Annotated in this window: 23 protein-coding genes; 12 read left to right on the top strand and 11 right to left on the bottom strand. The window is 71.5% G+C overall.

Going from position 1 to position 23,891, the window contains the following annotated elements:
• The first annotated feature begins 79 nt into the window (after positions 1 to 79).
• The 5 genes from QNO21_RS14530 to QNO21_RS14510 all read left to right on the top strand — a co-directional run bounded on the left by QNO21_RS14530 (position 80) and on the right by QNO21_RS14510 (position 6,966).
• Positions 80 to 1,303, top strand: a complete 1,224-nt coding sequence (locus tag QNO21_RS14530) for a glycosyltransferase (RefSeq protein WP_257518526.1) — start codon at positions 80 to 82, stop codon at positions 1,301 to 1,303.
• Between the two features lie 26 nt (positions 1,304 to 1,329).
• Complete coding sequence (locus tag QNO21_RS14525) at positions 1,330 to 2,430, top strand: glycosyltransferase family 4 protein (RefSeq protein WP_257518651.1); 1,101 nt, start codon at positions 1,330 to 1,332, stop codon at positions 2,428 to 2,430.
• Positions 2,431 to 2,638: 208 nt separating this feature from the next.
• Positions 2,639 to 3,613 (top strand): GlxA family transcriptional regulator, encoded by a 975-nt coding sequence (locus tag QNO21_RS14520; protein WP_257518525.1) that lies wholly within the window; start codon positions 2,639 to 2,641, stop codon positions 3,611 to 3,613.
• A 239-nt stretch (positions 3,614 to 3,852) separates the two neighbouring features.
• Entirely contained in the window at positions 3,853 to 6,057 is a 2,205-nt protein-coding gene (locus QNO21_RS14515) for an ATP-dependent Clp protease ATP-binding subunit (protein WP_257516562.1), read from the top strand.
• Between the two features lie 72 nt (positions 6,058 to 6,129).
• Positions 6,130 to 6,966, top strand: coding sequence for a UbiA family prenyltransferase (locus QNO21_RS14510; protein WP_257518524.1), 837 nt, complete (start codon positions 6,130 to 6,132; stop codon positions 6,964 to 6,966).
• Positions 6,967 to 7,067: 101 nt separating this feature from the next.
• Here the strand turns inward: QNO21_RS14510 and QNO21_RS14505 are convergent, their stop codons facing one another.
• The 4 genes from QNO21_RS14505 to QNO21_RS14490 all read right to left on the bottom strand — a co-directional run bounded on the left by QNO21_RS14505 (position 7,068) and on the right by QNO21_RS14490 (position 11,060).
• Entirely contained in the window at positions 7,068 to 8,225 is a 1,158-nt protein-coding gene (locus QNO21_RS14505) for an FAD-dependent oxidoreductase (protein ID WP_257518523.1), read from the bottom strand.
• Complete coding sequence (locus QNO21_RS14500; RefSeq protein WP_257514222.1) at positions 8,218 to 8,991, bottom strand: methyltransferase domain-containing protein; 774 nt, start codon at positions 8,989 to 8,991, stop codon at positions 8,218 to 8,220. The genes QNO21_RS14505 and QNO21_RS14500 overlap by 8 nt, the downstream gene beginning before the upstream one ends.
• Complete coding sequence (locus tag QNO21_RS14495; RefSeq protein ID WP_257518522.1) at positions 8,988 to 10,127, bottom strand: type III polyketide synthase; 1,140 nt, start codon at positions 10,125 to 10,127, stop codon at positions 8,988 to 8,990. Before QNO21_RS14495 ends, QNO21_RS14500 begins: the two co-directional genes overlap by 4 nt.
• Before the next feature lie 357 nt (positions 10,128 to 10,484).
• Positions 10,485 to 11,060 (bottom strand): nitroreductase family protein, encoded by a 576-nt coding sequence (locus QNO21_RS14490; RefSeq protein WP_257514224.1) that lies wholly within the window; start codon positions 11,058 to 11,060, stop codon positions 10,485 to 10,487.
• A 213-nt stretch (positions 11,061 to 11,273) separates the two neighbouring features.
• Here QNO21_RS14490 and rraA point away from each other — a divergent pair, with 213 nt between their 5' ends.
• Together rraA and QNO21_RS14480 are read left to right on the top strand one after the other, a co-directional pair.
• Entirely contained in the window at positions 11,274 to 11,741 is a 468-nt protein-coding gene (gene rraA / locus QNO21_RS14485) for a ribonuclease E activity regulator RraA (RefSeq protein WP_257514225.1), read from the top strand.
• 59 nt (positions 11,742 to 11,800) lie between these two features.
• Positions 11,801 to 12,184 carry a VOC family protein gene (locus QNO21_RS14480; protein WP_374113630.1) on the top strand — a complete coding sequence of 128 codons (384 nt, stop codon included), beginning with the start codon at positions 11,801 to 11,803 and terminating at the stop codon, positions 12,182 to 12,184.
• A gap of 78 nt (positions 12,185 to 12,262) precedes the next feature.
• Here the strand turns inward: QNO21_RS14480 and QNO21_RS14475 are convergent, their stop codons facing one another.
• Positions 12,263 to 13,357, bottom strand: coding sequence for an ABC transporter permease (locus QNO21_RS14475; RefSeq protein ID WP_257514227.1), 1,095 nt, complete (start codon positions 13,355 to 13,357; stop codon positions 12,263 to 12,265).
• On the bottom strand, positions 13,354 to 14,238 hold the full coding sequence (locus QNO21_RS14470) for an ABC transporter ATP-binding protein (protein ID WP_257514228.1): 885 nt from the start codon (positions 14,236 to 14,238) through the stop codon (positions 13,354 to 13,356). The genes QNO21_RS14475 and QNO21_RS14470 overlap by 4 nt, the downstream gene beginning before the upstream one ends.
• 234 nt (positions 14,239 to 14,472) lie before the next feature.
• Here QNO21_RS14470 and QNO21_RS14465 point away from each other — a divergent pair, with 234 nt between their 5' ends.
• Complete coding sequence (locus tag QNO21_RS14465; RefSeq protein ID WP_257514229.1) at positions 14,473 to 15,042, top strand: NADPH-dependent FMN reductase; 570 nt, start codon at positions 14,473 to 14,475, stop codon at positions 15,040 to 15,042.
• Between the two features lie 82 nt (positions 15,043 to 15,124).
• Here the strand turns inward: QNO21_RS14465 and QNO21_RS14460 are convergent, their stop codons facing one another.
• Complete coding sequence (locus QNO21_RS14460) at positions 15,125 to 15,787, bottom strand: response regulator (protein WP_374211402.1); 663 nt, start codon at positions 15,785 to 15,787, stop codon at positions 15,125 to 15,127.
• A 44-nt stretch (positions 15,788 to 15,831) separates the two neighbouring features.
• Complete coding sequence (locus QNO21_RS14455; RefSeq protein ID WP_257518520.1) at positions 15,832 to 17,097, bottom strand: sensor histidine kinase; 1,266 nt, start codon at positions 17,095 to 17,097, stop codon at positions 15,832 to 15,834.
• Between the two features lie 200 nt (positions 17,098 to 17,297).
• Between QNO21_RS14455 and QNO21_RS14450 the strand changes: the two genes are divergently transcribed.
• The 3 genes from QNO21_RS14450 to QNO21_RS14440 are packed head-to-tail and all read left to right on the top strand — an operon-like array spanning position 17,298 to position 19,088.
• Entirely contained in the window at positions 17,298 to 17,732 is a 435-nt protein-coding gene (locus QNO21_RS14450; protein WP_257513994.1) for a VOC family protein, read from the top strand.
• Entirely contained in the window at positions 17,733 to 18,458 is a 726-nt protein-coding gene (locus QNO21_RS14445; RefSeq protein ID WP_257514232.1) for a winged helix-turn-helix transcriptional regulator, read from the top strand.
• 15 nt (positions 18,459 to 18,473) lie between these two features.
• Positions 18,474 to 19,088: a dihydrofolate reductase family protein gene (locus QNO21_RS14440; protein ID WP_257514233.1), complete on the top strand. Its 615-nt coding sequence runs from the start codon at positions 18,474 to 18,476 to the stop codon at positions 19,086 to 19,088.
• 26 nt (positions 19,089 to 19,114) lie between these two features.
• On the opposite strand, the gene QNO21_RS14435 is transcribed toward QNO21_RS14440, so the two are convergent.
• Entirely contained in the window at positions 19,115 to 19,960 is an 846-nt protein-coding gene (locus QNO21_RS14435; RefSeq protein ID WP_257518519.1) for an exodeoxyribonuclease III, read from the bottom strand.
• Between the two features lie 92 nt (positions 19,961 to 20,052).
• On the opposite strand from QNO21_RS14435, the gene QNO21_RS14430 reads away from it, so the two are divergent.
• The gene (locus tag QNO21_RS14430; RefSeq protein ID WP_257514235.1) at positions 20,053 to 20,898 is read left to right on the top strand and encodes an NAD-dependent epimerase/dehydratase family protein; all 846 of its coding nucleotides are present in this window, start codon (positions 20,053 to 20,055) and stop codon (positions 20,896 to 20,898) included.
• A 35-nt stretch (positions 20,899 to 20,933) separates the two neighbouring features.
• Here the strand turns inward: QNO21_RS14430 and pntB are convergent, their stop codons facing one another.
• Positions 20,934 to 22,337, bottom strand: a complete 1,404-nt coding sequence (pntB, locus tag QNO21_RS14425; RefSeq protein WP_257518518.1) for a Re/Si-specific NAD(P)(+) transhydrogenase subunit beta — start codon at positions 22,335 to 22,337, stop codon at positions 20,934 to 20,936.
• Positions 22,334 to 23,878, bottom strand: a complete 1,545-nt coding sequence (locus QNO21_RS14420) for a Re/Si-specific NAD(P)(+) transhydrogenase subunit alpha (protein ID WP_257518517.1) — start codon at positions 23,876 to 23,878, stop codon at positions 22,334 to 22,336. The genes pntB and QNO21_RS14420 overlap by 4 nt, the downstream gene beginning before the upstream one ends.
• Positions 23,879 to 23,891: the final 13 nt, after the last annotated feature.

Below are 23,891 nucleotides of genomic sequence, written 5' to 3'. Positions count from 1 at the left end.
GTCCCCTGGGCCGCTCGGGTAGAGTGGGGCCGCGCCGCCATACCCCGCGGCACGACGCAGAGATAGGCAGCCACCCTCCGTGACTTCCCCCGCGACACCCGGACCCGAGCCCGAAGAAGCACCCGCCGGCATCCGGCGTCCCCTGAAGATCGTCATCGGCTGCGACACGTTCGCGCCCGACGTCAACGGGGCCGCACGCTTCGCCGAGCGCCTCGCCGCCGGTCTGACGACCCGCGGCCATGAGGTGCACGTCGTGGCGCCCGGCCGCAAGTACAAGCGCGTACCGCCCGCGACCGAGGTGATCGAGGGCGTGCCCCTCACCGTGCACCGGCTGCCGTCGCTGCGCTGGCCTCCGCACGACTGGCTGCGCTTCGTCTGGCCGTTCCGGTCGAAGCACTACGCCCGCAAGGTGCTGGATCAGGTGCGCCCCGACGTCGTGCACATCCAATCGCACATCGTCATCGGGCGGGGCCTGGCGCGCATCGCCACGCAGCGCGGCATCCCCGTCGTCGCCACGAACCATGTGATGGCCGAGAACATCCTCGACTTCACGACCCTGCCGCCGTTCCTGGACAAGATCATGCTGAAGGCCGCGTGGGACGACGCCGCGCGCACTTTCGCCCTGGCGCGGGCGGTCACGACGCCCACCCGCCGCGCGGCGGACTTCCTCGAGTCCACGATCGACATCGCCGGGGTCATCCCGATCAGTTGCGGACTGGATGCCGCGAACTACACGCCCGCTCTCGAGCCGCGCAGCGTCAACCGCATCCTGTTCGTCGGTCGCCTGACCTCCGAGAAGCACATCGACACGCTGCTCAACGCCGTCGCCCGGCTCGACCCGGCGCTGGAGGCGACGGTCGACATCGTCGGCGGGGGCGACCAGCGCAAGGCGCTCGAAGCGATGGCCGCCCAGCTCGGGCTGTCCGACCGCGTGATCTTCCACGGGCACGTGGACGAAGACGAGCTGCGGTCGCTGTACACCCGTGCCAGCGTGTTCGCGATGCCGTCGATCGCCGAGCTGCAGTCCATCGCGACCATGGAGGCGATGGCCTCGGGGCTCCCCGTCGTCGCCGCCGACGCCCTTGCGCTGCCGCACCTCGTGCAGGACGGCGTCAACGGCTGGCTGTTCCGCCCGCAGGACCCCGACGACCTCGCCGCCAAGCTGACCCGCGTGCTCTCGGCATCGCCCGAGGAGTTCCTCGCCATGCAGCGCGCGTCGCTCAAGGGCGTCGAGATCCACGACATCGCCCGCACCCTCGACACGTTCGAGGCCCTGTACCGGGGCGAGCCGGTCAAGCCGTGAGCAGGCCGGAGGTCGCTGAGCGCGGCATCCGCCTGTTCTTCGACGCCCGCTACATCCGCACCGACTTCCACGACGGCATCAGCCGGTACTCCGCCGAGTTGGCCGCGGCCGTGCACGAGGCCGCCCCGGGTCGAGGGGTCGAGGTCACCTATCTCATCCACGACGAGGCCCAGCGGGCGCTGCTTCCCGAGCGAGCGCAGACCCTCGCGATGACCGCGCCGACGTCGTGGCGGGAGCCGTTCGCCGCGCGGCTGCTCAACCGCTTCGCGCCCGACGTGGTGTTCTCGCCGATGCAGACGCTCGGTGCGCGGGGGCGTCGGTACCGACTCATCCTGACCCTGCACGACACCATCTACTACCGCCATCGCACGCCTCCCCGCGATCTGCCCGCACCGATCCGGCTCGGCTGGAGGCTGTTCCACCTCAGTTACGTCCCCCAGCGGCTCACGCTGGACGCCGCCGACGTCGTGGCCACGGTCAGTGAGACCAGCCGAGGGCAGTTCGCCGCGGTGCGCCTCACGAAGCGGCCCGTCGTGGTGATCCCCAACGCGCCGCAGCGGCTGGCCGACCTGCTGCCCGGCGGCAGGGACGACGTGCAGGCGGACGGGCCGGTGCGCAACCTCGTCTACATGGGCTCGTTCATGCCCTACAAGAACGTCGAGACGCTGGTGCGGGCGATGCCGCTGCTGCCGGGTCGCACGCTGCATCTGCTCTCGCGCATCGCTCCGGCGCGGCGCGCCGAGTTGCAGGCGCTCGCCGGCGACGGCGCCGTCGTCTTCCACAACGGCGTGACGGATGCCGCGTACGCGGCGGCCCTCGCCGACCACGCGGTGCTCGCCTCGACGAGTCTCGACGAGGGCTACGGTCTGCCCCTGGCGGAGGCCCTCGCGCTCGGTGTTCCGGCGGTGGTGACAGACATGGAGATCTTCCACGAGGTCGCCGGCGACGGTGCCGTCTACGTCGACCCGCACGACGAGAAAGCGGTCGCGGCGGCCGTGACGTCGCTGGACGACGACGCCGTGCGCGCCGGTGTCATCGCGGCGGGCACCGCGCACATCGCGCGGTTCTCGTGGGAGCGCTCGGCGGGCGCGCTGCTGGACACCGTCACCACGCTCGCGCGCGGCTGAAGGTCGGGCGTCCTCGCGGCTCAGGGCAGGCGGGTGGGGTCTGTCGGCACGCGGCGGTAGCCGTCGCGCCGCAACTCGACGGCCGTGGCGGTCAGCGCCACGACGCCGAGAGCGGCGATGAGCAGGATGGCGATCATGGCAGTGACGCTACGTTCGTGGCAGAACTGCCACTAGTGGCAGGCCGGTCGTCGCGCGTAGCATTCCTGCCATGAACACCGTGGCGTGCGTCGTGCAACCGGGATTCGCCCCGTTCGAGTTCGGCGTCGCGTGCGAGGCCTTCGGGCTGGATCGCACCGACGACGGCATCCCGAGGTTCGACTTCCGCATCGTGACGCCGGAGCCGGGCGCGATCCCGTCGAAGATGGGCTTCTCGATCAACGTCGACGCCGACCTGGCTTTCGCCGACGAGGCGGACCTCGTCGTGATCTCGCCGGTGCCGCGGGAGTGGTGGCATCGCAGCGACCCGCGCGTGCTCGACGTCGTGCGCCGGGCGGTCGCGCGCGGCGCGTGGGTGCTCAGCGTCTGCAGCGGCTCGTTCGTGCTGGCGGCGGCGGGCGTGCTCGACGGTCGGCGCGCGACGACCCACTGGATGTACACCGACGAGATGGCGCGCACGTACCCGAAGATCCGGGTCGACCCCGACGTGCTGTACGTGCAGGATGGGCGGATCATCACGAGCGCCGGAACGGCGGCGGGGCTGGATGCCTGTCTGCATCTGCTCCGCCAGGAGCTCGGCGCCGAGATGACCAACACGATCGCGCGGCGCATGGTGGTACCTCCGCAGCGGGACGGCGGTCAGGCGCAGTTCATCTCCCGGCCGCTGCCGGTGGCCGCCGGCGACTCGCTGGCCCCGGTGAGCGACTGGATGGTGGCGAACCTGCGCGAGGACCTCACCGTCGAGCAGCTCGCCGCCCGCGCGCACATGTCACCGCGCACGTTCGCCCGCCGATTCAAGGCCGACTTCGGCGCGACCCCCGCCGCGTGGCTGGGCCGGCAGCGCCTGATCCACGCGCAGCGCCTGCTGGAGAAGACCGACTTCGGCTTGGACCGCATCGCCGACGAGTCGGGGTTCGGGTCGGCCGCAGTGCTGCGGCAGAACTTCGCGCGCACCCTCGGGATGACGCCGACGGCGTATCGCCGGCGGTTCAGCTGTGCGCGCTCCGAGGCCGAGCCCGCCGCCTGAGCCGGGCGTCCGCAGCGGCTGCCGTTGCCGTTGCCCTTTGCGGCTGCCGTTGCCGGGGCAAGGGGATCTGCCCGGATGCGGCGATTCTCGGCATCCGGGCCCTCGTTCCGGCAGATCCCCGCATTTCGGGCGGCCGAGGGGATGCCGGTTCGCCCGCCTCCCCTCGACCTATCGACCCCCGGATGATAAACTTGAGTCAGAACGGCTCAAGTTTGAGCCCCATGACTTTCAGGAGAACCATGAACGCACAACCCATGCCCGGTCAGGAGGAGCAGCAGAGCCCCCTCGAACAGTTCGGCATCAACCTCACCGACCGCGCCCGCCAGGGCAAGCTCGACCCGGTCATCGGCCGTGACAGCGAGATCCGCCGCATCAGCCAGGTGCTCACCCGCCGCACCAAGAACAACCCCGTGCTCATCGGCGAGCCCGGCGTCGGCAAGACCGCCGTCGTGGAGGGGCTCGCCCAGCGCATCGTCGCCGGTGACGTCGCCGACTCGCTCAAGGGCAAGGAGCTCGTCGCCCTCGACATCTCCGCGCTCGTGGCCGGTGCGATGTACCGCGGCCAGTTCGAGGAGCGCCTCAAGAGCGTGCTCAAGGAGATCACCGAGTCCGAGGGTCGCATCATCACCTTCATCGACGAGCTGCACGTGCTGATGGGCGCGGGCGGCGGGGAGGGCTCGGTCGCGGCATCCAACATGCTCAAGCCCATGCTCGCCCGCGGCGAGCTGCGCATGATCGGCGCGACGACGCTCAACGAGTACCGGGAGTTCATCGAGAAGGATGCCGCGCTCGAGCGCCGCTTCCAGCAGGTCTACGTGGGCGAGCCGAGCGTCGAGGACACCATCGCGATCCTCCGTGGCCTCAAGGAGCGCTATGAGGCTCACCACAAGGTGGCCATCGCCGACGCGGCGCTGGTGGCGGCGGCATCGCTGTCGAACCGCTACATCCCCTCGCGTCAGCTGCCCGACAAGGCCATCGACCTCATCGACGAGGCCGCGTCGCGCCTGCGCATGGAGATCGACTCCGCCCCGCTCGAGATCGACGAGCTCCGCCGCCACGTCGACCGGCTGGGGCTCGAGGAGCTGGCGCTGAAGAAGGAGAAGGATGCCGCGTCGAAGGAGCGCCTCGCGGCCCTGCGCGAGAACCTCGCGGCCGAGCGCGAGAAGCTCGCCGAGCTGCAGGCGCGGTGGGAGCGCGAGCGTGCCTCCCTCAACCGCGTCGGCGACCTCAAGACCAGGCTGGACGCTGCCCGCGTCGAGGCCGAGCGTGCACAGCGCGAGGGCAACCTCGAGCGCGCGTCGCGGCTGCTGTACGCCGAGATCCCCGCTCTCGAGCGCCAGGTGATGGAGGCCGAGCGGGCCGAGGGCGCCGAGGGCGAGCGCATGGTGGGCGACCAGGTGACCGACGAGGACATCGCCGCCGTCATCTCGGCGTGGACCGGCATTCCCCTCGGCCGCCTGCTGCAGGGCGAGACCGAGAAGCTGCTGCACCTCGAGCAGGAGCTGGGCAAGCGCATCATCGGCCAGCGGGATGCCGTCAAGGCGGTGTCCGACGCCGTGCGGCGTTCGCGCGCCGGCATCAGCGACCCCAACCGGCCGACCGGATCGTTCCTCTTCCTCGGTCCCACCGGCGTCGGCAAGACGGAGCTTGCCAAGGCGCTGGCGGAGTTCCTCTTCGACGACGAGCACGCCATGGTGCGCATCGACATGTCGGAGTACGGCGAGAAGCACTCCGTCTCGCGGCTGGTCGGCGCCCCTCCCGGATACATCGGCTACGAGCAGGGCGGGCAGCTCACCGAAGCGGTGCGTCGGCGCCCGTACTCGGTGGTGCTGCTGGACGAGGTGGAGAAGGCCCACCCCGAGGTCTTCGACGTGCTGCTGCAGGTGATGGACGACGGCCGTCTGACAGACGGCCAGGGACGCACGGTCGACTTCAAGAACGTGATCCTCATCCTCACGTCGAACCTCGGCTCGCCGATCCTCATCGACCCGACGCTGTCGTTCGCAGAGAAGAAGGAGCAGGTGCTCGGGCTCGTGCGCCAGGCGTTCCGGCCCGAGTTCGTCAACCGTCTCGATGACGTCGTGGTGTTCCAGGCGCTGACCGAGGACGACCTGTCGCAGATCGTCGAGTTGTCTGTCGATGCGCTGCAGCGCCGCCTGAAGGACCGCCGACTGACGCTCGCCGTCACTCCCGACGCGCGGGCATGGCTCGCCGAGCGGGGCTACGACCCGCTCTTCGGTGCGCGGCCGCTGCGCCGCCTCATCCAGTCCGAGATCCAGGACCGCCTGGCGATGGCGATCCTCGGCGGCGGGGTGCACGACGGCGACCTGGTGCGCGTGGACGTCGCCGCGGACGGTTCGTCGCTCGTGCTCACCAGCGCGGGGCCGGCCGACACGCCCGCCGCGGACGACGACGTGCTCGAGGCCGAGCTGCTCGACGACTGACACGACCCGGATGCCGCGCCTCCCGGCCAGGGCGGGCGCGGCATCCGCTCGTCGTCGTGAGAGCATCGACGGGTGATCACGCTTCGGGCGCTGTGGGGCGCCTCGCACCCCGGCCCCTCCGTCGTGGTCACGGTGCTCGCGGTGGCCCTCGGCGTCGCCGCAGGACTGGAGCCGTGGCGCATCGTCGTGCTGGGCCTCGCGGTGCTGTGCGGACAGCTGTCGGTGGGTATCTCGAACGATGCGATCGACCGCGACCGTGACCGCGAGGTGGGGCGCACCGACAAGCCGCTCGTGCGGGGCGACGTCTCAGCCCGCACCGCCTGGACCGCCGCGATCGTGGCGCTCGTGGTGGCGCTGGTGCTCTCGGCGTTGCTCGGCGTCGGCATGCTCGCCGCCCATGCCATCGCGCTCGCGTCGGCCTGGTCGTACAACGCCGGCCTCAAGGCGACGCCGGTGTCGATCGTCCCCTTCGTGGTGAGTTTCGGCGTCTTCCCGTCGCTCGCGACCCTCTCCGCCCAGCCGCCCGCGCTCGCCGCCTGGTGGGCATGGGTTGCCGGAGGCGCGCTCGGCGCTGCCGTGCACCTGACCAACGTGCTGCCCGACCTCGACGATGACCGGCGCACCGGTGTGCGCGGGCTCGCCCACCGCATGGGCGCGCGCCCGGCTGCGGCGCTCGCGGGCCTCGCGGTGCTCGCCGGTGCCGCTGCGGTGCTGTGGGGGGCGGCGGATGCCGGCGCGCTCGGCCCGCCGGCGTGGATCCTCTTCGGCGCGGTGGCCGTGCTCGCCCTCGCGACGGTCGCGCGCGTGGTCGTGCGTCCGCCCGACCGCACGGTGTTCCGCCTGGTGATGGCCGCCGCCCTGCTCCTCGCGGTGCAGCTGGTCGGTTCGCCCACCTCCCTCGTCCCCTGAGCCGCCGAGTGAGTATTCGCGCCGCCGAGTGAGTATTCGCCTGTCGAGTGAGTATTCGCGCTGTCGAGTGAGTATTCGCGGGGCCGGGTGTCCGGGCCGCGTCAGCCGGCGGCGTCGAACCCCATGGCGTACGCGCGGGCGAACAGCGTTCCTCCCGCCGCGAGGGCGACGCGCATCGCCCGCGACCGGACGGCGTGCACCGCCGGCCCGACAGGTCGCCCGAGCCCCGTGTTCGCGGACGCCAGCAGCGCCGCGCGCCGCGCCGAACGCACCCGGTCGCGCTCCCACGCGGCGAGCTCGGATTCCGGTGCCGCACCCTCGCGCACCCAGCGCGCGAGCAGCGGCGCGAGGCCTGCGGCATCCAAGAGGCCGAGGTTCATGCCCTGCCCGCCGATGGGGCTCACCTCGTGAGCGGTGTCGCCGATCGCGAACAGCCGACCGCGGCGCAGTCGGGGCGCCACCACGCGCCGGACGCGGAACGATGCGGCCGCCGTGATCGCCGCGGCCCCCTCGTGCTCGCCGCGGGCGGTCAGCGCCGCACGCAGCCGCGCGAGGCGGGCGTCGTCGTCATGGTCGTCCACGCTGCTGCCGCCAGCGCCCCCGATGTCCCATGCGACGAACCGGCGACGGCCGTCGGGCAGCGGAAACGACTCGAGCACCCCGCGTTCATCGAGATGCACGACCGCCACGGCGGTGTCGTCGCGCGGGGGAACGGCGGCATCCGACATGAGATAGCGGTCCGGGTACTCCCCGCCGCGCGGCATGCCCGGTCGGAACACCAGTCCCCGGGCGCCCGCTCCGCCGGCGACGACCACGAGCGGCGCCGTCGTCTCGAGCGTGCTGTCGTCGTGCGTCGCCCGCACACGCAGACGTCCACCCTCGACCTGGATGCCGCTGACCGCCATGCCGCGCACCGGCGCCGGAGCGCCGACCGCCAGGGCCGCCTCGGTCTCGGGCTGGGGGAGCGTCGCGACGTACGGATGCCGCTGCGCCAGCCGGTCGAATCGCACGACACCGAGCAGGGTCCCCCCGCTCCGGGCTTCGCCGCGATCCACCTTCATCGCCCGCTGGAGGATGCGGTCGGTCGCACCACCGGCTTCGAGGGCGGTGAGCACCGGGGCGTGCAGACCGATCGCCCGCGTTCCGCCGCCCGTCGCCGTGCGCCGATCCCACAGCGCCGCCTCGACCCCGTGCCGGGCGAGCTCGGCGGCGAGGAACGTGCCGACCGGGCCCGCCCCGACGATGATCACGTCAGGCATGACCGGACCCGCGGGCGAGCAGGCGGAACGGGGCCGGGCTGTCGACGTGCCAGAGGTGCGCGGCCGCCGGGTCGTGAGCTGCGCCGCCCACGGCCGCGCCCACACCGCCCGCGGCACCGCCCCCGGCGTCCCCCGTCACCGAGAGCGCGAGCTGCAGCTCATCGGCCCGGTAGCTGCGGCGGATCGACCGCAGCCCGTCGGTGTGGAGGAACGTGCCCGGGGCGAACGGGGCGATCCCCACGGCGTAGAGACCGTACGCCAGGCGTCCGCGGGCGATGTCGGCGTGCAGGACCGGCCCGGTCGAGAGCGCCAGCGAGTCCGCCGCGAACCCGGACAGCTCCTCCGGGGTCAAGTGGTGCAGCACGTGGTTGGAGACGACCGCGTCGAACCGCTCGCCCTCGGCGCGCAACGCCGTCGAGTCGGTGCTGCGGAACCGCACGTCGTCGCGCTCCCTCGTGCGGGCCACAGCGTGCGCGCGGAGGTCGGGGTCGACCCCCAGCCACTGCACCTGCAGGCCGTCGCGCCGGGCGAGCCCCGCCAGCCGCCCGACGAGGTCGCCGCCGCCGCAGCCGAGATCCAGCACGCGTGCGGGGCGACCGAGCCCTGTCAGGTGCGGGCGCAGGTGCGTGCGGTAGATGCCTCCCCAGCCCGAGATGAGCCGGTTGACGGTGCCGAAACGGCGGAGCGTGGCATCCAATCGCCGCGGATCGCAGTGCGGGTCGTCCATGAGTTCCCGCAGTGCCGTGTCGCGCTCGCGCAGGGTCACGGGGTTTCCGGGGCGTCCGGGGCTTCTGCCGTGCGGCGCGTGACGAGCGCCGACTCGACCGTGAGCCCGGGGCCGAAGGCGAGGGTCGCGATGCGTCGGGCATCGGGGGTGGTGCCGGTGCCGGTGCCGTTGAGGAACTCGCGCAGGATGAACAGGATCGTGGCGCTGGACATGTTGCCGTAGTCGCGCAGGATGCGCCGCGACACCTCCAGGGTGGATGCCGGCAGCTCCAGGCCCGACTCGACGCGGTCCAGCACGCTGCGGCCCCCGGGATGCACGGCCCAGGCGTCCACGTCGTCGTCGCCGAGGAACCGGGCGACGGCGCCGCGGATCTCGCGGCCGATGATGCGGGGGACCTCCGCGGACAGGACCATCTCGAAGCCCTCGTCGCCGACGGTCCAGGCCATGTCGTGTTCGCCGTCGTCGGTCACCGCGGTGGCGAACCTCTCGAGCTCCAGCCACTGCGCGCCCCGCAGCGACGGATCCGCGCTGACGATCGCGGCGGCGGCTCCGTCGGCGAACACCGACGACGACACGATCTGCTGGGGGTCCTCCGAGACGCGGAAGTGGAGCGTGCACAGCTCGGCGCACACGACCAGCACGACGGCGTCGGGGTCGCCGGCGCAGATGCGGGCCGCCGTGCGCAGCCCGGGAAGGGCAGCCGCGCAGCCGACGAAACCGAGGTGGTACCGCTCGACCGTCACCGGCAGGCCGAGGTCTCGCACCAGGCGGTAATCCGGCCCGGGGGCGAACATGCCGGTGCACGAGACGGTCACGACGTGGGTGACCTGGTCGGGGGCGATGCCGGCGCCGCGGATCGCGGCATCCGCCGCTGCGGCGAACAGGGGCGGCGCCTGCCTTATGTACTCGGCGTTGCGTGCCCCGGTGGACGGGGACAGGATGCGCCCGGATTCGTCGATCACCGGGATGCCGGAGGGCGTCTCGGGGACTTCGCCCGAGAACTCGGCCAGCACCGTGTGGCGGCTTTCGATGCCGGAGGCGTCGAAGGCGGCGCCGATGAGACGCTGCGTGAGCCGGCTGGCGCCGGGCTGGGCGATGAACAGGTCGCGCACGTCTTGCTGCGCCAGCCGTGTCGGCGGGACCGCGGTTCCGATCGACAAGACGCTGGTGGCCATGGTTCACGATAACCAGCCGCGCGCCCGGTATGCGCGCACTGGTGCGCCCGCGGCTCGCCGTCTACAGTGTGCGTCCGGCTACCGAGTGAGTATTCCTGGTGCCGAGTGAGAGGGGCCTCCGCGACGCTCGCGTGGCGTGCGCGCGGTTCGAGACTTCGTGGACGTTGTCGGCGCCCGGGGCGGGTGCAGGCGAAGCGGCGAGCGTAGGAAGGGCTGGGCCGGGGCTCCTCCCTTCGCGTCATCTCCTACGCTCACGACGATCGGAAGCCGCGGAGACAAGCCGCGATGGCTGGATTCGGCGGAGCGCGGATGCCACGAGGGGCCGAGGCGCGCGCCCCGGCCCCTCGTGCTCCGCGCTCAGGCGTCGGCGGCGAGCAGGTCCGTCAGCGGCAGCCGCACGCGCGGAGCGTTCTCGCGCTCGCGCAGCGCCTCGGGGGCCGACGCGATGTCGCCGAGCGCGCCGACGGCCATGACGGTCACGGGGGAGAGTTCCGGGGCGAGCTCGAATGCGGTCGCGAGTGCGTCGCGGTCGAATCCGCCCATCTGGTGGGTGTGCAGGCCGGCGGCGTGCGCCTGCACCGTGAAGTGCGCGGCCGCCTGGCCGGTGTCGTAGGCGGCCCAGGCGAGGGGCGTCCCCTCGTGGCTCGTGACCGCGGCGAAGACGACCAGTGCGGATGCCGCACCGGCCCATGCCTGGTTGAAGCCCATCAGCGTGTCGAGGATCGCAGCGTGCTCGGGGGTGCCCCGTCGCGCGACGATGAAACGCCAGGGCTGGGAGTTGTTGGCCGACGGCGCCCAGCGTGCGGCTTCGAGGGCACTGGCGAGGGCGGCTTCGTCGATGGATGCCTCGGCGTCGAAGACGCGCGTGCTGCGGCGGGCGGAGAGGACGTCGAGGATGGGGGCGTCGGTGGTGCGGTCGAGCGTGTGGGTCATGTGATGGTTCCAGAGGTAGGGGGACTTCGGGGACGCCGTCGGCCCTCTCCCTCCAACGATAATCGCCCGTGGAACCCGTCCCGACGGGCTCACGGCGGCCGACGCCGCGAGTACTCACTCGACGCCGCGAGTACTCACTCGACATCGCGAATACTCACTCGACCCCGCGAATACTCACTCGGCGGGCGCCGGGAGGGCGCTACGGTGACGGGCATGACCATCGCGACCGCAGACCTCTACGACCAGCGCGGCGACGAGCTCGACTCCGTCGCCCTCCAATTCCACGACTTCGGCGGCCACACCGCCTTCGACGGCCCGGTGCGCACCATCCGCTGCCACCGCGACAACGCCCTCGTGAAGCAGACGCTCGCGACTCCCGGCGACGGCGCCGTGCTCGTGATCGACGGAGCGGGTTCCCTCGAGTCGGCCCTCGTGGGCGACCGCATCGCGGCATCCGCTGTCGAGAACGGCTGGGCCGGCCTCATCGTGCACGGCGCAGTGCGCGACCGCGAGGCGCTCGCCGCACTCCCCATCGGCATCAAGGCCCTCGGATCGAACCCGCGCACCAGCGCCAAGGTCGGTGTCGGTGAGATCGACGTGCACGTGACGATCGCCGGCATCGTCTTCGCCACCGGAAAGCACGTCTGGGCCGACCCCGACGGAGTGCTCGTCGAGCGCTGACGCCCTCGACATCCCACCCGATCGGGCGCATGCTGTCGGCATCACCGACAGGGGGACCCATGCTCGCCGACGCGCCTACCTTCAGCAGCTTCTCGGTCGACGACGTCGACGCGGCGTTGACCTTCTACCGCGACACGCTCGGTCTCGACGCGGAGATCACCGACATGGGGATCGTGCAGCTGAACCTCGCCGGAGGTGCGCGCGCCATCGCCTACCCGAAGCAGGCCCACCGGCCGGCGGACTTCACGGTGCTGAATTTCGTCGTCGACGACGTGGATGCCGCGGTCGATGACCTCCGCGCCCGCGGGGTGGAGACGAAGATCTACACCGATCCCGACCTCGGCACCGACGAGCGGGGCATCTCCCGGGGCAACGGCGGCCCGCCGATCGCCTGGTTCCGCGATTCCGCCGGCAACGTGCTGAGCGTGCTCGAGGACGCCTGACACGACGGATGCCGCGACCCGGCCGGTCGGCCGAGATCGCGGCATCCACTCGATCAAGGAGCGTGAGGGCCGAGGGCGTCAGCCCTTCAGCGCCTCCTTGAGGTGCACGCGGGCGCCCATCCGCAGGATCGAGTTCTCGTAGATCTTCGCGCCCACCCAGATCGCGCCGACGCAGGTGGCGAGCAGGATCACCAGCGACAGGAGGGGCTCCCACCACTGCGCATCGCCGAAGAAGATGCGCACCGGCATGCCGACCGGGGCTGAGAACGGCACGTACGACATGATCGTCATGACGGTGGGGTTGTCGTTGAAGAAGATCGCCAGGAAGTACGGCACCATGACGAGCAGGGTCAGCGGCGTGGTGGTCGAGCCGATGTCCTCCTGGCGGGAGACCATCGCGGCAGCGGCGGCGAACAGCGATGCCAGCAGGACGAAGCCGAAGAGGAAGAACACCGCGAACCACACCAGCGGTGCGCCGAGCCCTGACAGCAGCTCCGCCTGACCGGTGACGGTGAGACCCACCACGGCGACGGCGGCCAGGCCGATGATCTGCCCCATCGCGAGCACCGTGTTGCCGATCACCTTGCCCGCCAGCAGCGCCCGAGTGGGGACGGCCGAGATCAGCAGTTCCACGACGCGTGTCGCCTTCTCCTCCACCACACTCTGCGAGATGGTCGAGCCGAAGGTGGTCGCGGCCATGAGGAACACCGCGCCGAAGAGGAGCGAGATGATGTAGCGCATCAGGCCGTCGGCGTCGTCGGACTCCGTCTGCAGCAGCTCCACCGGCGGCGACACGCTCAGGGCCGACATCAGCGTGGACGGCACGGCGTCGTCACCGACGACCGTGAAGTCGAATCCGCCCTCGCCGCCCGGGATGAGGGCCGCATCGACCTCGCCGTCGCGCACGAGCTCGCGGGCCTCTTCGGCCGAACCCACCTCGGTGATGTCGAGCATGCCGTCCAGCGGAGCGACGATCTGCGCGGTCTGGCCGGTCACGGCCACGGGAGTCCGCATGTCCTGCTGAGCGGTGAACCCGCCCCACAGCACGCCGGCGAGGGCGATGACGAACAGGATGCCGGTGGAGATGACGAACGCCTTGCTGCGCAGCTTCGAGCCGATCTCGCGCTCGGCGACGAGCCAGGTGCTCTGGGCGAAGGAGGGGGCGGTGTTCACTGGATGACCTCCTTGAAGATCTGGGCGAGGGACGGATGCCTGGGGGCGAAGCTCGCGACGTCGCCGGCGGCGACAGCGCGGCGCAGCACCGTCTGTACGGTGTCGTCGGAATCGGCGTCGAAGAGGGCGTAACCGCCGTCGAACTCCAGCACCGTGATGCCGGGCTCGTCGCGCAGCCATCCCGCGTCGCCGGCGGAGACCAGCTCGAACCGGCGGGTGGAGTGCGCGGCGCGCAGGTCGTCGCGAGAGCCCGCGGCGCGGATCGTGCCGCCGGCGATGATCACGAGGTCGTCGCACAGCCGCTCGACCACGTCGAGCTGGTGCGAGGAGAACAGCACCGCGGCGCCCTGGGCGGCGCGGGCCTGCAGCACGCCGGCGACGACGTCGACCGCGAGGGGGTCCAGGCCCGAGAACGGCTCGTCGAGGATCAGCACCTGCGGGTCGTGTACGAGGGCGGCGGCGATCTGCGCGCGCTGCTGGTTGCCGAGCGACAGCGTCTGGACGTTGTCGCTCAGGCGCTCGCCGAGGCCCAGCTCTTCGAGCAGGGCGGTCGCGCGGGTCGTGGCATCCGCCTTCGAGAACCCGTGCAGACGGGCGAGGTAGACGATGTGCTCGAGCACCTTCATCTTCGGGTACAGGCCGCGTTCCTCGGGCATGTAGCCGAAGCGGCGGCGGTCGGCCGCAGTGACGGGGGTGCCGTCGAGGGTGACGGTGCCGGCATCTTTCGCCAGCACGCCCAGGATGATGCGCATGGTCGTGGTCTTGCCGGCGCCGTTGCCGCCGACGAAGCCGGTCAGGCGCCCGGGGGTGACGGTGAACCCGACGTCGTCGAGCACGCGGCGGCCGCCGTAGCTCTTGGTGATCCCGGTCAGTTCGAGCATGAAGCTCCTCCTCAGTCGATACCTCGACGCTACGCCGCGGTCCGATCGGCCGCCTCCTCCCCTGGGTGGGTTCCGCGCCGAGCACGCGGGCGGCGGCCTCCCCCCTGCGGGGGAGGAAGTGGCCCGACCCGTGGGGAATGTATGCATCGGAATAGACCCGGTGTGGCCCCTGTTGGCCTGGGTCAGGGTCGCGGACATCCGGCGGCCACCGAGAACACTGAGGAGACATCTCTCATGACCGAGCGCACCATCGGCTACATCGTCGGCAGCATCTCGTCCACGTCGATCAACCGCCGCCTGGCCACGGCCCTGGAGCGACTGGCGCCGGAGGGGGCCACGCTCGTGGAGATCCCTATCGCCGACCTGCCGTTTTACTCCGTCGACATCGAGAACGACATGCCGCAGGCGGCGCGCGAGTTCAAGGACGCCATCGATCGCGTCGACGGCGTGATCATCGTGACCCCCGAGTACAGCCGTTCGATCCCCGGCGTGCTGAAGAACGCGCTGGACTGGGCGGCCCGTCCGTATGGGCAGGGCTCGTTCGACGGCAAGCCCACCGCCGTCATCGGCACCTCGGGCGGCGGCATCGCCACCGCCGCCGCGCAGCAGCACCTGAAAGCGATCCTCAGCCACTTCAACGCGCCCACGCTCGGTCAGCCGGAGGGCTACGTCCAGTCCGTGCCCGGCCTCTTCACCGACAGCGGTGAGGTCACCAGCGACGAAACGGCGGCTTTCCTCACCGCGTACCTGCAGGCGTTCATGGCCCTCATCGAGCGCTACGCGCCGGTGCCCGCGGGGGTCTGACACCGCTCTCGAAGCCCCGGTCCCGCCTCGGATGCGGGCCGGGGCTTCGGCGTGCGCGGGCGGGCGCTGCGGGCGCCGCGGCTCAGACGAGCCCGTGCGTGTGCGCGTAGACCACCGCCGCGACGCGGTCGCGGGCGCCGAGCTTCTGCAGCACGTTCGAGACGTGGGTCTTCACCGTCGCCTCGCCGATGTACAGCTGCTGCGCGATCTCGGCGTTGCTCTGCGCGCGCGCCAGCAGCCGCAGCACTTCGGCCTCGCGCTCGGTGAGGTCGACGTGCACGCCGGATGCCGCAGGTGCGGCGGCCGGCTGCGCGATCGCCTGATCGGTGCCATCGGCGTGGACGGCCGCCGGTGCCGCGCCCCCCGCGGTGAAGCGCTCGATCACGCGCCGTGTCACTTCGGGCGCCAGCAGCGCGTCACCGGCGGCGGCGACGCGCACCGCAGTCACGAGCTCCTCGGGCCCGGCGTTCTTCAGCAGGAACCCGCTGGCTCCCGCCGCGAGCGCCTGGAACAGGTAGTCGTCGCGGTCGAAGGTGGTCACGATCACGACGGCCGCCGAGACCGCGGGGTCGGCCACGATGCGCCGCGTGGCCTCGATCCCGTCCATGTCGGGCATCTGCACGTCCATGCAGATGACGTCCGGCAGAAGGGCGGATGCCGCGGCCACCGCCTCGACCCCGGTCGCCGCCTCGCCGACGACGTCGATGCCTGCGGCATCCAGGATCATCCGGAAGCCCGCGCGCATCACGGCGTGGTCGTCGACGAGCAGCACGCGGGACGCCGCGCCGCTCACGCGGGCACCGCCGCTCGAAGCGGGATCCGTGCCCGCACGATGAAGCCGCCGCGCGGGCGGGGCCCGGCTTCGAGCGTGCCGCCCGAGGCCGCGGCCCGCTCCCGCATGCCCACGAGTCCCAGCCCTGGGCGGTCGGCGCGCACGCGCCCGGTGTTGGTGATCTCGAGCTCGACGGCATCCGCGTCGTAGCGCAGCCGCACGTCGGCAGTCGCGCCCGGGCCGGCATGGCGCCGGGCGTTCGTGAGGGCCTCCTGCGCGATGCGGTAGAGATTCACCTGCACGAGTTCCGACGGGTCGGCGGGCTCGCCGACGACGGTGAAGGTGGTGGGCAGGCCATTGTCGTTGGCGTGCGCGACGAGGTCGGCGAGCGCCGACAACCGCACGGTCGAGTCGGCCGGTGCGGCGGCGGCATCCGGGGTGCGGAGCGTCTCGAGCAGCTGGCGCAGTTCCTCCAGCGCCGAACGGGCGGATGCCTCGACGCCGCCGAGCGCGGTGCGCGCGGCCGCGGGGTCGCGTTCGAGCACCATCCGCGCGGCGCCGGCCTGCACGCCCATCGCCGACACGTGGTGGGCGACGACGTCGTGCAGCTCGCGGGCGATGCGCACCCGGTCGAGGGCGACGGCCTGGGCGGCGGTGAGCTCTCGCTCGCGCTCGAGTTCGGCGGTGCGCTCCTCGAGGGCCGTCCACGCCAGCGCCGTCGCGTACGCGCGGTCGCCCAGGTAGTAGGCGCCGCCGAAATAGAAGACGTTGATCACGAACTGGATCACCATGTACGCCGCCATCGGCGAGAAGGCGCCGGCGGTCGACGGGCCGTCGCCGGGGGGATCGGTGGCCGTCTGGAACATCGTGACCAGCAGCCAGACGAACATGGCGACCACGACGACCACCCGCACGAGAGTGGCCCGACGGCGGTCGTCGACCCAGGCGCCGACGGTGTACATCGCCACGAACAGGGCGACCTGGCCGACGTAGAGGTCGGGTATGTGGAAGGTCGCCCCGGCGAAGAAGGCGATCGCGACGACGATCAGCACGATCTCGGGGTGGCGGCGGCGCAGCGCCAGCGGCAGCGTCACAGCCGCCGAGTACGCCAGCGCCCAGCCGAGCCCCGGGGTCTCGTCGCCGAAGAACCCCGCGACCTGTCCGAGCCACGAGCTGATCACGGCACCGACGAGCAGGCCGACGGCGAGCCACACGTCGGTGCGCAGGTCGGCTGGTGTCGGCGGATGCCGGCGGGTCGGGGCGGCGGGCAGGGTCGCGCTCATCCTTCCAACGTACGGGGGACGCGGCGGCGCGGCATCCCCCGTGCGACGGAATCGTCGCCGAGTGAGTATTCGCGCCCCGAGTGAGTATTCGCGCTGCCGAGTGAGTATTCGCGCCCGCGACGCGAGCTCTTGACAAGGGCACTTGCTTTTAGCAAGCTACCGGCATCCGCCCCTCGCGGCGGCCTGCAAGGGAGCACGCCATGACCGACATCTTCGTCAATCTGCCCACGGCCGACCTCGACCGCTGCAAGGCCTTCTACACCGCGCTGGGAGCGACGATCAATCCGCTGTTCACGGACGAGAACGCCGCGTGCGTCGCCTGGGGGGATGGCGTCTACTTCATGATGCTGACCCGGGAGTTCTTCGCGACCTTCACCGACAAGCCGGTCGCCGATCCGGCCGCTACGGCGCAGGTGATGGTGGCGCTCGCCCGGGCCTCGAACGAGGACGTGGATGCCGTGTTGGCTACGGGCCTGGCGGCCGGAGGCACCGAGCCCCGCGAGCCGGAGGACCTCGGGTTCATGTACTCGCGGGACCTGGAGGACCCCGACGGCAACGTGCTGAGCTTCTTCTACATGGACCCCGTCGCCACGGAGCAGGGCCCGGGCGCGTTCGCCGATCAGGCGCAGTCGTAGGTGGCCGCCCGAAGCTACGGCCAGTACTGCGGTGTCACCACCGCCGTCGAGCTGATCGGCGAGCGGTGGGCGCTGCTGATCGTCCGCGACCTGCTGGTGGGTCCGCGCCGGTACAACGACCTCAAGGCCGGTCTGCCGCGCATTCCGACGAACATCCTCGCGAGACGTTTGAAGGAGCTGCAGGATGCCGGGGTGGTGCGCCGGGTTCCGCTGTCGCACCGGGGGCTCGTGTACGAACTCACCCCGTACGGCCGCGAGCTCGAGCCCATCGTGCTGGCGCTCGGGCGCTGGGGCTTCGTCGCGATGGGCGAGCCGGAACCCGACGACGTCGTCACGGCCGACTCCCTGACCATGGCGCTGCGGACCGCGTTCCGTCCGGATGCCGCCGCAGCCCTGCCCGCGACCGGATACGACCTGCACGTCGGAGATGTGGGCCTGCGTGCGCGGGTCGACGGCATCGCGCTCGCGGTGCGGCGGCTGGACGCCGGGGTGGCGGGGGGCGCCGACGGCGCGGGTTCTGCTGCGGAGCAGCGTGCCGATGCCGGGGGGCATGAGGCGGATGCCGTGATCGTCGCGGGTCCGGGGATCCGGGGCATCATCTCCGGGGAGCTCGCTCCCGCCGATGCGCTCGCGCGGGGCATCGTGCGCGTGTCGCGCGGCGACGCGGCGCTGCTGGGCCGCTTCGCGACGACCTTCCACATCGCCCCCGCAGCTGCGGCGGCCTGACCGAGAGGAGTCCCGATGGCGGGCCTCATCCACATCGATCTGTTCAGCAGTCTCGACGGCGTCGCGCAGTCACCCGGAAGCCGCGCGGAGGACCCGGACGGCGGTTTCGCCTACGGGGGCTGGCAGGCGCCGGTCGACGACAGCGCGGTAGGGCAACGCGTGATGGCCGGCATCCGTCGGATGGACGCCCTGCTTCTCGGCCGGCGCACCTACGACATCTTCGCCGCGTACTGGCCGCAGTACGAGGGCCCCGCGGCCGAGATCGCCGAGCGTTTCACCGCGATCCCGAAGTATGTCGCGTCGCGGGGGACACCCCCGCTGCCCTGGGTGAACTCCCACCGGCTCGGGGCGGATCTGGCGGCCGAGATCGCCGCGCTGCGCGAGCGGCACGCGGAGGTACACGTCGTCGGCAGCATCGAGTTCGCCCGCGGTCTGGTGCAAGCGGGGCTCTTCGACGTGCTGAACCTGTGGGTGTACCCGCTGGTGCTCGGACCGGGCAAGCGGCTGTTCCCGCCGGACGGGCCGGCGTTCGGACTCACGCTGCTGGAGCCCCCGATCGCGGGTCCCGCCGGCGCTCTGCTGCTGCGTTACGGCCCCGGCCCGGCGGTGACCACCGCCGACATGGGCTGATTCGCGCTGCCGAGTGAGTATTCGCGTCAGCCGAAGATCATCGGCCGATCGTCGTCCTCGTCGGGCGACGTGAGGTCGAGGTCCACGACGACGGGGACGTGGTCGCTCGGGATCTCGCCCTTGCGCTCGTCGCGGTGGATCGATGCGCCCGTGACCCGGTCGGCGAAGGCGTGCGAGCCGAGGATGAAGTCGATGCGCATGCCCTGGTTGCGGGGGAAGCGCAGCTGCTTGTAGTCCCAGTAGGTGAACCCGGTCGGCACCAGCGGGCGGACGACGTCGACCATCCCGGCATCTTCGATGGCCCGGAACGCCGCGCGCTCCGGCGCGGAGACGTGGGTCGAGATCCCCTCGACGACGGCGGGGTCGCCGTTGTCGGCATCCGTCGGGGCGATGTTGAAGTCGCCGACCATGGCGAGTGCGAGGTCGGGGTTCTCCGTGAGGCTCTCGCGGGCGTGCTGGGCGAGGGCGCCGAGCCAGTCGAGCTTGTAGACGTAGTGCGGGTCGTCGAGGGAGCGGCCGTTGGGCACGTAGAGGCTCCAGACGCGGATGCCGCCGATCGTGGCGCCGAGGGCGCGTGCTTCGAGCGGCGCGTCGGGGCCCTCGTGGCCCTTGGCGAAGCCGGGCATGCCGGGAAACGACGTGGCGACGTCATCGATCGGCTCGCGGCTGGCGATGGCGACCCCGTTCCACTGGTTCAGGCCGTGGGCGACGACGTGGTAGCCGGCATCCTCGAAGGCCTCATAGGGGAACTGCTCGGGCTTGCACTTGATCTCCTGCATGGCGAGCACATCGATGCCCTCGCGGACCGCGAAGTCGACGGTGCGCACGACGCGCGCGCGGATGGAGTTGACGTTCCAAGTGGCAAGCCGCATACCTCCCAGCCTACTTTCGCCGCCGAGCGAGTATTCGCGCCGCCGAGTGAGTATTCGGCCCGCATGCACAGGAGGCGTGGCAGGGTGATCACATGCGCATCGCCGTCACCGGAGCATCCGGAAAACTGGGTCGTACCGTCGTCCGCGTCCTCCGGGATGCCGGCCACACCGTGATCGGCCTCGACATGGTCGGGGAACGCGGGCCGGGCTTCGTGCGGGTCGACCTCACGGACTTCGGCCAGGTGATCGACGCCATCGCCGGCGTGAATGATCAGCACGACGGTGTGGACGCGCTCGTCCACCTCGCGGCGATCCCGGCGCCCGGCATCGTCAGCGACGTCGCGACCTTCCACAACAACATCGCGGCGACCTTCAATGTGTTCTGGGCAGCGGTGCGCCTGGGCATCGAGAAGATCGTCTACGCCTCGAGCGAGACGGTGCAGGGGCTGCCGTTCGACGTGCCGCCGCCGTACATCCCGGTCGACGAGGACTATCCCGCCCGGCCGGAGTCGGTGTACTCGCTCGTCAAGCACCTCGAGGAGCAGCTGGCGATCGAGCTCGTGCGCTGGCATCCGACGCTGTCGATCACTGCGCTGCGCTTCTCCAACGTCATGGACCCGGAGGACTACGCGGCGTTCCCGTCGTTCGACGCGGATGCCACGCTGCGCAAGTGGAACCTCTGGTCCTACATCGACGCGCGCGACGGCGCCCAGGCGGTGCTCCGCGCGCTCGAGGTGGCGCCCGCCGGGTTCGACCGCTTCCTCATCGCGGCGGCGGACACCGTCATGTCGCGGCCGGCCGCGGAACTCGTCGCCGAGGTCTTTCCGGACGTGCCGGTGCGCGGGGAGCTTCCGCCGCACGCGAGCCTGTTCTCGACGGAGAAGGCGCGTCGGCTGCTGGGCTACGAGCCGCAGCACTCCTGGCGCGACGAGGCGTAGGGGCGGGCCGAATACTCACTCGGCAGCGCGGATAATCACTCGGCAGCGCGGAGGATGTCCTCGACACGCTCCTTCGCGTCGCCGAACAGCATCTGGGTGTTCTCGCGATAGAACAGCGGGTTCTGCACGCCGGCGTACCCGGCGGCCATCGATCGCTTGAACACGATCACGTTCTCGGCCTCCCACACCCGCAGCACCGGCATCCCGGCGATCGGCGAGGTCGGATCCTCCGCCGCGGCCGGGTTCACGGTGTCGTTCGCACCGATCACCAGCACCACCGACGTCGAGGCGAAGTCGTCGTTGATCTCGTCCATCTCCAGCACGATGTCGTACGGCACCTTCGCCTCGGCCAGCAGCACGTTCATGTGCCCGGGCAGGCGCCCGGCGACCGGGTGGATGCCGAACCGCACGTCCACACCCCGCTCGCGGAGCCGACGGGCGAGGTCGGCCACCGGATACTGCGCCTGCGCGACGGCCATGCCGTACCCCGGGGTGATCACGACCGACGACGCCTCGCGCAGCATGTCCGCCACGGTCGCGGCATCCACCTCGCGATACTCGCCGTGGTCGACGTCACCCGCGGGCGGCGCCTCGATGCCGAATCCGCCGGCGATCACCGACAGGAACGACCGGTTCATCGCCTTGCACATGATGTACGACAGGTACGCACCCGACGACCCGACGAGGGCACCGGTGACGATCAGCAGGTCGTTGTTCAGCAGGAACCCCGCCGCCGCGGCCGCCCAGCCCGAGTAGCTGTTGAGCATCGACACGACGACGGGCATGTCGCCCCCGCCGATGGATGCCACGAGGTGCCACCCCAGCGCGAGCGCCAGCACCGTGACGGCCACGAGCAGCCAGAGCGACGGCGTGACGACGTACCAGACGGTCAGCGCGACGAAGGCGACCAGCGCCCCCACGTTGAGCGCGTTCTTGCCCGGCAGCATGAGCGGCCGCGACGACATGCGCGCCGACAGTTTCAGGAACGCCACGATCGAGCCGGTGAAGGTCACGCCGCCGATGAAGACGCCGATGAACACCTCGGCGTGGTGGATGTCGCGCAGCGCCCCCGACAGCCCGGGGTCGTGCAGCGCGCCGTTCCAGCCCACCAGCACTGCGGCCAGACCCACGAAGCTGTGCAACAGCGCGATGAGCTCGGGCATGCCGGTCATCTCGACCACGCGCGCCCGCCACAGGCCCACCGCCGCGCCGATCAGCACGGCCGCGGCCAGGAGCACCAGCCCGAGCGTCGCCTGCGGGTCGCCCCACGCGTTCTGCACCGACACCCAGGCCGTGGCTGCGAGCGCGATGGCCATGCCGGCGATGCCGTACCCGACGCCCGACCGGGCCGTTTCGTGGGTGCTGAGCCCGCGCAGGCTCAGCACGAACAGCAGCGCCGCGACGATGTAGGCGGCGGTGGCCACGGAGGCGGCGGTCATCGGTCGCCCTTCGAGAACATGGCGAGCATGCGCCGGGTGACGGCGAACCCGCCGAAGATGTTGACCGATGCCAGCAGCACCGCGACCGCGGCCAGGATCTGCACCGGCGGGTCGGGGGTGGTCACCTGCAGCATCGCGCCGACGATGATGATGCCCGAGATCGCGTTGGTCACGCTCATCAGCGGGGTGTGCAGCGCGTGGTGCACCTTGCCGATCACGTAGAACCCGACGATGACCGAGAGCACCAGCACGGTCAGGTGCTGCGGCAGCGGTGCCGGGGCGATCGCCGACACCGCGAAGAGGGCGGCGATGCCGAGGGCGATCAGCCCGGAGCGGCCCGCGGGCGAGAGGGTGCGCTTCGGCTTCGCGGGCCCGGCGTCGGGCGGCGGGACGGATGCCGCGGCAGGCGCCGCCGACACCTGCACCGGCGGCGGTGGCCAGGTCGACTGCCCGTCCCGCACGACGGTGATCGAGCGCTGCACGACGTCGTCGAAGTCGAGGACCAGTCGCCCATCCTTGCCGGGGGTCAGCAGCTTCACCAGGTTCACGAGGTTCGTGCCGTAGAGCTGCGACGCCTGGGTGGGCAGGCGGGATGCCAGGTCGGAGTAGCCCAGGATGACCACGCCGTTGTCGGTGACGACGCGCTCACCGTCGACGGATCCCTCGACGTTGCCGCCCTGGGCGGCGGCCATGTCGACGATGACGCTGCCGGGCTTCATGCTCGCGACGTCCGCGGCGGTGAGCAGGCGCGGCGCCGCCCGCCCCGGGATCAGCGCGGTCGTGATGACGATGTCGACCTCGCGAGCCTGCGCCGAGTACAGCGCCGCGGCGGCACGGTCGTAGGCCTCGCTCGTCGCCTTCGCGTAGCCGTCGGACGAGTCCATCGTCTCGTCCACGACCACCGGCAGGTACTCGCCGCCGATGGAGCGCACCTGATCGGCGACCTCGGGCCGCGGGTCGGTCGCGCGCACGACCGCGCCCAGAGACGATGCCGCGCCGATGGCCGCCAGCCCGGCGACCCCGGCCCCGGCGATCAGCACCGTGGCCGGGGGCACCTTGCCTGCCGCCGTCACCTGGCCGGTGAAGAAGCGGCCGAACTCGTGCGCCGCCTCGACGACGGCGCGATAGCCCGAGATGTTGGCCATGGAGCTGAGCACGTCCATCGACTGCGCGCGGGAGATGCGCGGCACGGCGTCGAGGGCGAGCGCGGTGATGCCGCGCGTCTGCAGTGACTCGCGCACGTCGGGGCGCAGCGCCGCGGCGAGAAGCCCGATGAGGGTCGCCCCGTCGGCCAGCAGAGCCACTTCATCGGGTGTCGGGGGGTTGACCTTGAGCACGATCTCGGCCGCCCACGCCTCGTCGCGGTCGACGATCTGGGCGCCGGCCTCACGGTAGGCGGCATCCGGAAACGACGACGCGGCACCCGCTCCCGTCTCGACGACCAGTTCGTACCCGAGCGCGATCAGCTTCGCCACCGTCCCGGGAGTGGCCGCCACCCGCGTTTCGGCATCCCGTTCGGTGACGATCCCCATGCGCGTCATTGCGGCTCCTGTG

The sequence above is a fragment of the Microbacterium sp. zg-Y818 genome (assembly GCF_030246905.1).
GTDB lineage: Bacteria > Actinomycetota > Actinomycetes > Actinomycetales > Microbacteriaceae > Microbacterium.
This window is presented reverse-complemented; position numbering and strand designations above follow the sequence as displayed.

Coding starts and splice junctions, on each gene's coding strand:
- rraA (WP_257514225.1), top strand. CDS start 11,274: ATGACCATCGCGACCGCAGACCTCTACGACCAGCGCGGCGACGAGCTC.
- QNO21_RS14515 (WP_257516562.1), top strand. CDS start 3,853: ATGAACGCACAACCCATGCCCGGTCAGGAGGAGCAGCAGAGCCCCCTC.
- pntB (WP_257518518.1), bottom strand. CDS start 22,337: ATGACCGCCGCCTCCGTGGCCACCGCCGCCTACATCGTCGCGGCGCTG.
- QNO21_RS14480 (WP_374113630.1), top strand. CDS start 11,801: ATGCTCGCCGACGCGCCTACCTTCAGCAGCTTCTCGGTCGACGACGTC.
- QNO21_RS14520 (WP_257518525.1), top strand. CDS start 2,639: ATGAACACCGTGGCGTGCGTCGTGCAACCGGGATTCGCCCCGTTCGAG.
- QNO21_RS14490 (WP_257514224.1), bottom strand. CDS start 11,060: ATGACCCACACGCTCGACCGCACCACCGACGCCCCCATCCTCGACGTC.
- QNO21_RS14470 (WP_257514228.1), bottom strand. CDS start 14,238: ATGCTCGAACTGACCGGGATCACCAAGAGCTACGGCGGCCGCCGCGTG.
- QNO21_RS14505 (WP_257518523.1), bottom strand. CDS start 8,225: ATGCCTGACGTGATCATCGTCGGGGCGGGCCCGGTCGGCACGTTCCTC.
- QNO21_RS14420 (WP_257518517.1), bottom strand. CDS start 23,878: ATGACGCGCATGGGGATCGTCACCGAACGGGATGCCGAAACGCGGGTG.
- QNO21_RS14455 (WP_257518520.1), bottom strand. CDS start 17,097: ATGAGCGCGACCCTGCCCGCCGCCCCGACCCGCCGGCATCCGCCGACA.
- QNO21_RS14430 (WP_257514235.1), top strand. CDS start 20,053: ATGCGCATCGCCGTCACCGGAGCATCCGGAAAACTGGGTCGTACCGTC.
- QNO21_RS14450 (WP_257513994.1), top strand. CDS start 17,298: ATGACCGACATCTTCGTCAATCTGCCCACGGCCGACCTCGACCGCTGC.
- QNO21_RS14435 (WP_257518519.1), bottom strand. CDS start 19,960: ATGCGGCTTGCCACTTGGAACGTCAACTCCATCCGCGCGCGCGTCGTG.
- QNO21_RS14495 (WP_257518522.1), bottom strand. CDS start 10,127: ATGGCCACCAGCGTCTTGTCGATCGGAACCGCGGTCCCGCCGACACGG.
- QNO21_RS14465 (WP_257514229.1), top strand. CDS start 14,473: ATGACCGAGCGCACCATCGGCTACATCGTCGGCAGCATCTCGTCCACG.
- QNO21_RS14440 (WP_257514233.1), top strand. CDS start 18,474: ATGGCGGGCCTCATCCACATCGATCTGTTCAGCAGTCTCGACGGCGTC.
- QNO21_RS14460 (WP_374211402.1), bottom strand. CDS start 15,787: ATGCGCGCGGGCTTCCGGATGATCCTGGATGCCGCAGGCATCGACGTC.